We start from the raw sequence: 8,175 nt of genomic DNA, 5'->3' as shown, positions 1-8,175 counted from the left end.
ACGGGGAAGAAATTATAATTAAAGGTACATAAAGCTTAAATCCATTAGTGCAAATGGGAGGAAAACCATGCATGATGAATTTAGTTCGTCGAAAAACAAAGACTGACAATATCATATTATGATAGGCAGACCCCTTGAAATTCAATCCCAGTAAGCGTTGCAAGTTGAGTAAAAACATGAGAGTAACACACCATTCTTTTTTGTTCTGAAACCTGTCTATTATTCATGCCACCCCAAAACACGGCAAATGCACTCCATCCGCAAAAATCATCATCTTTAGTGCATTCTATGGTACTGCCGCCATTTTAAACTGTCACACTTTTTGAGTGTTCTTTACAAAACCCAAACAGCACATTAGCGTCGCAAAGACATTACTATTTTTCTATTAATTATGGTCTTTTGCTACCTAAAGAGCTGTACAACGCACCCAGCCCAATCAAAAAGTCGCTTCGTTCCAGCCACCCCCACCACTTCGCTTATGCCAGTATAAAAATGTCGGAAGCTACTTAAACATAATGTGGCTTTATATAACAGCCTTTTCCAATCCTTGAGCAAGCTCCCAAACGCACAGGATTTTATATAAAAACATTATGTTAAGTATCCAGCACCATAGCCTCCTATAGTCGGTTGCCGTGTTTTTCCAGCCGCACCAGTCGAAAATAACATTCACCAAAAGCATCCTCCATAAACCCACCCACCCATTTCAGAGGTAAGGAAAAACTAAACTAAATATCATTCGTATCGGCTTCATAAGGTGCATTTCGTTCAATCATTCCGTGCCTTCATTCTTTCACTACATTTACCCCATGCCACCTGTTTAGGCAAGCAAGAGTGCGGCTTCCATTTCATTCCTCTAAGCATATGCCCATTTTAGCCCATTCCAGATTCAAAGTTTTCACAGGATTAACTTTGCAGTTTGCAAACATTGCAAAGTCTGCAAGTCTGCAAGTCTGCAAGTCTGCAAAAACTTTCAAATCTTACTTTCCATATCCCTTTTACGCTCCATTACATTTCAGCCCCACACTTGCAACAAACCACCTCAGCACTCATTGGTATAGTTTAGTTTTTCCTTTGGTCTCCTATCCCGTTTTATCGTTTCCATATTTCGTGAAGCGAATTGATTATTAAAATAGATTAAAAAGAATCGCAAAAATAGGCGGCTCACAAACCAGCCGCACAAAATGAGCAGTAAAGGTCACGCCCTTTGGGGTTTGCTCTAAAAATTTTGAAACTGTCAATTGCCTTTAAGAATCCCCTTGTCAAATTTTTTACATCAAAAACCTTGACAGCCCATTTCACCAGCCGCCTATCAGATGGCTTTCTTTTTTTTCTGTTTTTTTCTTTGTCAAAAAAATATAAGGGGAGCGAAGCGTAGCAAATTTTTAAAACCAATGCTATGCAATATCAAGTCAAAACCTATTCACCAAAATCCGAAATCAATCCAAGCAGCTTTTTTGTCCTTTCTAAAGGCATCAATAGTGGTAAACCACTAGAAACACCAATCCCAAACTGCTTTCAGGTTAATTGCCAGGATAATGAAACCCGGAACCATTTATTTTGGCTTTGTAAAGGACTATGGCAAACAAATGAGTTTCGCCCCTGTTTGGTCGGTTCTGTTATAGAATTTATTAGAATTGGAGATTTTAAGAAAGTTTTAAATGTAGCTGTAGAAAATAGCCTCTTAAATTTTCACCGCTTTAAAAAGACTTCAAGAAACTTAGACAAATTGGTAGAGCTTGAAAATAATTACTTGAGAAACCTCCAATTAATTCAAGATGCCAAAAGAGCACTTTATATTAACATTATCAGATACAAGAATTAAGGTAACTGAACATATACCCAAAAACTGCTGACCCTAGAAACTGCTGCGATAACTGCTGTAAAACAAAAAAATCATATGCTAAGGTATTAAGGCGGGCAAACGCACAAACCAAACAAAAAAAACAAAAAGACTACGGCATAAACACAAGCAACCGCACAAGCCATCATTTATTCCGTTTCCTTTTGGTTTATTATTCCGCCTTACTGAGGTTTTGCATATAATTTTTTAGTTTATGTTACATCAGTCATCTTTATCATCAGTTTCTAGGGCCAGCAGCTGCCCTTGTTGTTCCACTTTATCACCAGAGTTTGTGCCTGTGTCGCCATATGCTTACCAGCGTTTTGTACGGCCAGCATATTTCATTCAGTCGCCTAAGCGTGGTATTCGGGTATATCTTTTGCCTTGCAGCTGTAGTCTTTGGGTTCATTCTTCAGGTGAGCGTTTTCTTTGTGCATTGCCCTTTTAGGGCTTTGCATAAAAAAAAATACCCCACCAAATGGCAGGGTATTCATTCCGTAAATATTTCTATTCAAATTACATTCCACTCACAGCAACCAATGAAAGCGTATTATGTGAGCCATTTTTCAATGGATACATCTCTGCATTCACTTCTTGATAAAACTCAATTCCGAATGCTAAAAACAGCGGACTAGTTGAATTTGCCGTGACAGTATTGGTAAGAGTTATTGCAGCTGCTGAAGGGTTTGTCCATGGCAAAATGGCACTTTCCTGCAAATCAATAACGAAAGACTCATTTTCGAAATCTACCTCAGCTCCGCCTGTAACAAACTTAAAGTGAGTAGCACCACTAGGAGCTGCTATCATTTGAGCAGGTTTGAAAGATGGAATACTTACTTCCAAGGTGCCAGCTACTCGGTCTATAGATGAGCTAAAGGGAGCGTAAATAGTATTTCCTACTTTCCCATTGATATTAAATTCAAAGCCTGTTAAGAGCTCTGCTTCACCATCAATAACATTTCTTTGACCTCTAGTATTTGTTTGGTCAGCTTGTAATACTTTAACCATTTTGGCTGTTAATCGCCCTACCATTCTTCTGTCAGATGCATTCTGAATTAAGACTCTTAAAGAGTTTCTTAAAAGCTTTCCAGCCTTCCCAGCTCTACCAAACTCTTGACCATTCTCCCTTGTTCTTTGAAAATTCGGGTCGTTTGCTATTCGGTCGGCTTCAACGCCGCCCTTTTCTCTGGCTAGATAGCCATCTTGAGTTTTGTAAAATGTGATACCTCCTATGGTACCATCCAATTTAATAAGACCTTTTTGTCGTGCCATTTTCTTATAATTTTTAGTAAATAATAACCAAATCTATAAGTCTTTTTGCTTCGATTTTAAAAGCCCTTGTCATCCGTGCCGTATGTTCCCAATTCTTCCGACAAAGTCCTTTTTTGCTTCCATTTTTTATCCTTAAATTTGACATAGATAATTCATAGTCCATGTATATCTAAAGTATGGATGAAGTATTATTAATAGTAAAAATGAAGAGACTGTGTATATATCCGAAAGACATTCAGGTAATCACAGGCAGAAGTGAAAGGTATGGCAGAGGTCTTATTCGTAAGATTAAAGACCACCTCGACAAAGAGAAACACCAATTGGTGACAGTCGAAGAGTTTTGTCAGTATATGGGAATGAATCAGGAAACTGTTTCAAGCCATATCCGCTAAAATACCTTTCTTTGGAAAAGCCTTTGAGAGGAATTTTACACCTTCACCAAAGTTACTCATTTGTTCTTTTTAACTCTTGATTTCTGTTGTTTAAGCACTTTCTGTTGCCCTATTGTTGCCCAAACCTTATAACTCCCTAGTAATCAGTTAAAGTTATTTTTTGTATCGGAAAGTAACAACACCTCACCAATTCCGTAGAAATAATACCACCTAATGAATTAGTATTAAAACTCTGGAAAGTATATAAAATTTAGGAAGAAAAGACCGCTGGATGGTTCACAAATAATACTCATGTCAGTTCAATAAGCCTCCCTACTGAAAAGTTAGTTATTTTGCTTTGTCCTGACTTTCGTCGGAATATTCAAGCAATACTATTCTGTGTTTTGATAGATGAAAGGATATCATTAAACCCGCATTATTCATTAGAAAATCTCCCGATTGCTATCGGTACCGTAGCTAAATTGCTTAAAATCAGTTCGTAAATTCTTTTAAACTCAATCACCAGAACCCTTCGACAAAAAGTTCATGGTAAACCACTATACTAATCTCGTTTAAATGTCTGATTTATTCCGCTTTAAAACTCATTACGATTCTCCAATGCATAAACCAGGTTAAAAGGCGACTTTAAACTAAAATCGTTACTCATAAAATTCCTATTTACCTTACTGGCTCTGAGCTCTCTTAGAAATTGCAGAAATGCCATCAACTGGCATTTACTAATCCCGATCGCATAACAGATATTAGTATTATTTCCCCCTATCAGCTTTCTAGTTGAAAACCCTTAATTTGTATTTGGTCTACAAACCTTGTTTCTACTATCTAAACCAAAAGAGTATAGAGATACATCAATGTTCATAATAACTATTGATCCAAACTTTCCATAAGGTCATAAGGTAATTTCACCCGATTCATTCAAATCCGTTCAGTTAAACGTTTTCCTCTCAGATTTGACCTCCTTCATGATTTCCTATTCTTCTTAACTATTGAATACTTTTAAATAACGAAAACTCCTTCTGAGAAAGAAAATAACACTGACAATTCTAATCCAAACATTTCCTTTAGAACCACCATTCCATCTCAGTGACATTCAAAATGTCTTATTTTTTCACTGAAAAATTTAACCTATGTATATATCGTATCAAGTATTACTAAAATACTATAAATAAATCTTTAGGCTTTCAGCTTAATTTGTTTTGTGAAAAACTACTTCAGTTTTCTTTCTAAAAATTCAACCTTAAATGAAGCTTATGAACAAAATTTATTAAAATCTAAAAGTGCCACTCAGACACATGACCCTATCCTTACTCCAATTTTCACGCTCAGCCTATTCCTAAAATCAGTTAAGCGTATGGTACCACCTAAGTTTAATTAATAAGTTAAATTTTAGGAGAAAAATGTTGTAAAAAAACCAGAAGATGCTCGAACATCTTCCGGTGATTCCGTTGCAAAAGTTTTGCAACAAAAAATAAAAGTAAATACCTGAAATTAAAAATATGAATAAAATCTTTATTCGTCTTCACAAAAAGCGAAAAAAGACGTTAACAAACGTCGTTTCAACAGTTTTGAGAACCTTTATATTTCTCACAATATTAAGCTTCGGCTCTGCTCACGCTTATTCCACAAAAAAAACCACTATCTCTGGTGTTATTCAAGATAATAACGGTACTCCATTACCAGGAGCTACTGTATCCGAAAAGGGAACTACAAATGGAGCTCAAGCAGATCTGGATGGTAACTTCTCTTTAGAAGTTAATTCTTCAAACGCCATATTGGTAGTAACTTATATAGGCTTCATTACACAAGAAATTCCTTTAAATGGAAAGTCTATAATTACCGTTAAATTAGAAGAAGACGCTGCAAACTTAGAAGAAGTCGTGGTTATTGGATATGGTGAACAGAAAAGGGCAAACTTGACTGGTGCCGTTTCTATGGTGTCAAGTGAAACCATAGAGAATAGACCAGTTCAAAACGCAACACAGGCTTTACAAGGACAAATCCCAGGTTTGACAATTTCACAAACAAATGGTATTCCGGGTGCCGAAGGTCTAAATATGACTATTCGTGGTCTTAACTCGTTTGGCAGCAATAACTCCCCACTGGTCTTGATAGACGGTGTTGAAGGAAATATTGGAGATTTAGACCCAAGCGTTATTGAGTCTGTAAATGTCTTGAAAGATGCTTCTTCAGCTGCCATTTATGGCTTAAAAGCTGCCAACGGAGTGGTTTTAATCCAAACTAAAACAGGGGGAAAAGAATCTATGGTGGTTACTTATGACGGTAATTACCAAATAAGCAATCCTACTATGCTTCCTGAAATGATAACCAATTCCGTTGATTTCATGACTTTATATAATAGATCAGTAATTAACTCAAAAGGCTCTGCTACTGGTGGATATCCACAGAATGTAATAGACGCCTATCGGAATTCAATAAATGACCCACTATTTCCAAACACAGATTGGACAGATCTGGTTATGAGAGCAGGTACCGTGAAGAAAAACACAATCGGTATAAACGGAACATCTGGAAAAACATCATACAATCTATCGCTCAGCAGTTGGAATCAAGATGGAATGATTAAAAATACAGATTATAATAAGCATAATTTTTTCTTGAATTTTAAAAGTCAGATAACCAATAAAGTGACCGTTGGTGGAACTTTCATGGGTTTAGCATCAGACAGACAGGGCCCAAGTAAAGACTTTGCTAGTCCATTACTTCAGACATGGTGGGTACGCCCAACTTGGGGGCCATACACTGCAGACGGAACTGGTCACTATGCAGGAAAAGCATTTTCAGGTTCGGCAATTGACCCTAGTGGACTTGTATTTGACGAAGGTTTTACCCGTGAGAATCCTATGGTAAAACTTGAAAGTCAAAACGGAACCAGCGATGAAAGATACAACTTTAATGGAAACCTTTTTACCAGTGTTAAACTGCTAGAAGGGCTTGTTTTTGACGCTAAAGGTGCGTATAAGTTTGATTATTCACGTTCGAAAAATCAAGTCTTAATGCAAGATGAGTACAACTTCAGAACTGGAGAATATAACCGAACAACCCGTGACGCATCTAAAATTGATGTTGGCAACACTTTTTCAAGGGTAACTACCTTGTATTCAACATTAACTTACAACAAAAATATTCAGAATCATGACCTTAAGTTAATGGCTGGTTATAGTCAGGAGGCTAGAAAAAGAGAATGGACTAATTCTACAAGATTTGGAATTTCTAGCCAAACCCTTACTGAACTGGATGGAGCCGGAACCGCCAATCAGCTTACATCAGGTTCAACTACAGCTAGTAGTATACGAAGCGGTTTTTCTCGTTTCAATTATTCATTTAACGACAAGTATCTCTTTGAGGCTAATGTCCGTACAGATGTGAGCAGTAGATTTGCAGAAGGTAACCGTGTTGGGGTTTTCCCTTCCTTCTCTGCAGGTTGGCGTTTAGAGCAGGAAGCGTTTATGCATAACATTGATTTTATCAGTCAGTTAAAGTTAAGAGCCTCATGGGGACAACTTGGGAATGACGGCAGCAACGACTATCCTTACCAATCCCGTTATGCATTTGGTAACTATAACGCCAACAACTTCCTTACCACACATACTTCTGGTTCTCATAGCTATCCTTTCGGTTCAGCCATTTCTTCTGGTGTTGTTCTTGAAAACTTCACGAACGCTAATATCACTTGGGAAACCACTACCATAACTGATTTAGGGCTTGATTTTACATCAAAAAATGGTTCCTACTTCGCTAATGTGGATTATTACCAAAAGGTTACTTCAGATATTTTGCGTCAGTTGCAGGTTTCTGTTGAGTCAGGAGCTGGTGGCCCACAAGTAAATAGAGGAGAAATGAAGAATACTGGCTGGGATATTGTCCTTGGACATCGTAAAAGAATTGGAGATTTTAGCTATAAACTAAGTACCAACCTCTCATGGTATAAAAACAAATTGGTAAAATATGGAGCTTCTGAAATAGGAACTACTACCATTAACGAAGAAGGTTATGCTTTCAATGATTTTTATATGTGGGAAGCCGATGGATATTTTAATACGCTGGCTGATATTGACAAGGCACCAAAACAACCTTTAACGCCATATTTAGGAGGTATTCGCTTAAAAGATCAGAATGGAGATAATGTAGTCGATCAGAAAGACCGAATCCATATTGATGGACAACATCCAGACCTCATGTATGGTGCTAATATCTCAGCAAAATACAAAAACATTGAAGTAAGTACATTCTGGCAGGGAGTTGCAGGTCAAAAATCATATCGCTCTTCGCATGGAGTTGAACCTTTTAATCAAGATGGGAATGCTCCTATCATTTGGTTCACCGATTCTTGGACTCCTGAAAATACCGACGCTAAATTGCCAGCGGTATATAATGAGCCCCTAAGTATATACGGTGCTGCCCAATATTATAATTCATTTTGGTTAAAGAATACTTCCTATTTCAGAATGAAAAACATAACGGTTAGCTACGCCATTCCAAAACAAGTATACAGCAAACTAAAAGTTAAAAATGCAATGGTTTACTTCTCAGGAGACAACATACTAACCTTTTCTGGTGAAAACCTTTTCAATATAGACCCTGAGATTTTGACATCATATACCTATCCAATATCTAAGTCATTCACTTTTGGTGTTAAAGTCACTCTATAATTAA

General features: G+C 37.1%; 4 protein-coding genes. 3 read left to right on the top strand and 1 reads right to left on the bottom strand.

The features are described 5' to 3' along the window. Positions 1–1,396: 1,396 nt before the first annotated feature. The gene (locus ACTBZY_RS03075) at positions 1,397–1,822 is read left to right on the top strand and encodes a DUF6943 family protein (RefSeq protein ID WP_463044862.1); all 426 of its coding nucleotides are present in this window, start codon (positions 1,397–1,399) and stop codon (positions 1,820–1,822) included. A gap of 534 nt (positions 1,823–2,356) precedes the next feature. Here the strand turns inward: ACTBZY_RS03075 and ACTBZY_RS03070 are convergent. Continuing rightward, positions 2,357–3,112 carry a hypothetical protein gene (locus ACTBZY_RS03070; RefSeq protein ID WP_463044861.1) on the bottom strand — a complete coding sequence of 252 codons (756 nt, stop codon included), beginning with the start codon at positions 3,110–3,112 and terminating at the stop codon, positions 2,357–2,359. A gap of 203 nt (positions 3,113–3,315) precedes the next feature. Here ACTBZY_RS03070 and ACTBZY_RS03065 point away from each other — a divergent pair, with 203 nt between their 5' ends. Both ACTBZY_RS03065 and ACTBZY_RS03060 read left to right on the top strand, forming a co-directional pair. After that, positions 3,316–3,504: a hypothetical protein gene (locus ACTBZY_RS03065; protein ID WP_463044860.1), complete on the top strand. Its 189-nt coding sequence runs from the start codon at positions 3,316–3,318 to the stop codon at positions 3,502–3,504. A 1,562-nt stretch (positions 3,505–5,066) separates the two neighbouring features. Then, positions 5,067–8,171 carry a SusC/RagA family TonB-linked outer membrane protein gene (locus ACTBZY_RS03060; RefSeq protein WP_463044859.1) on the top strand — a complete coding sequence of 1,035 codons (3,105 nt, stop codon included), beginning with the start codon at positions 5,067–5,069 and terminating at the stop codon, positions 8,169–8,171. The last annotated feature ends 4 nt before the right edge of the window (positions 8,172–8,175 follow it).

The sequence above is a fragment of the Arcticibacterium sp. genome, from assembly GCF_055134445.1.
The sequence above is the reverse complement of the archived record's forward strand: the minus strand, read 5'-3'. Positions and strand labels throughout refer to the sequence as shown.

What these genes read in the sequence shown, in the direction of transcription:
- ACTBZY_RS03070 (WP_463044861.1), bottom strand. Translation starts at nt 3,112, where the DNA reads ATGGCACGACAAAAAGGTCTTATTAAATTGGATGGTACCATAGGAGGT.
- ACTBZY_RS03075 (WP_463044862.1), top strand. Translation starts at nt 1,397, where the DNA reads ATGCAATATCAAGTCAAAACCTATTCACCAAAATCCGAAATCAATCCA.
- ACTBZY_RS03065 (WP_463044860.1), top strand. Translation starts at nt 3,316, where the DNA reads ATGAAGAGACTGTGTATATATCCGAAAGACATTCAGGTAATCACAGGC.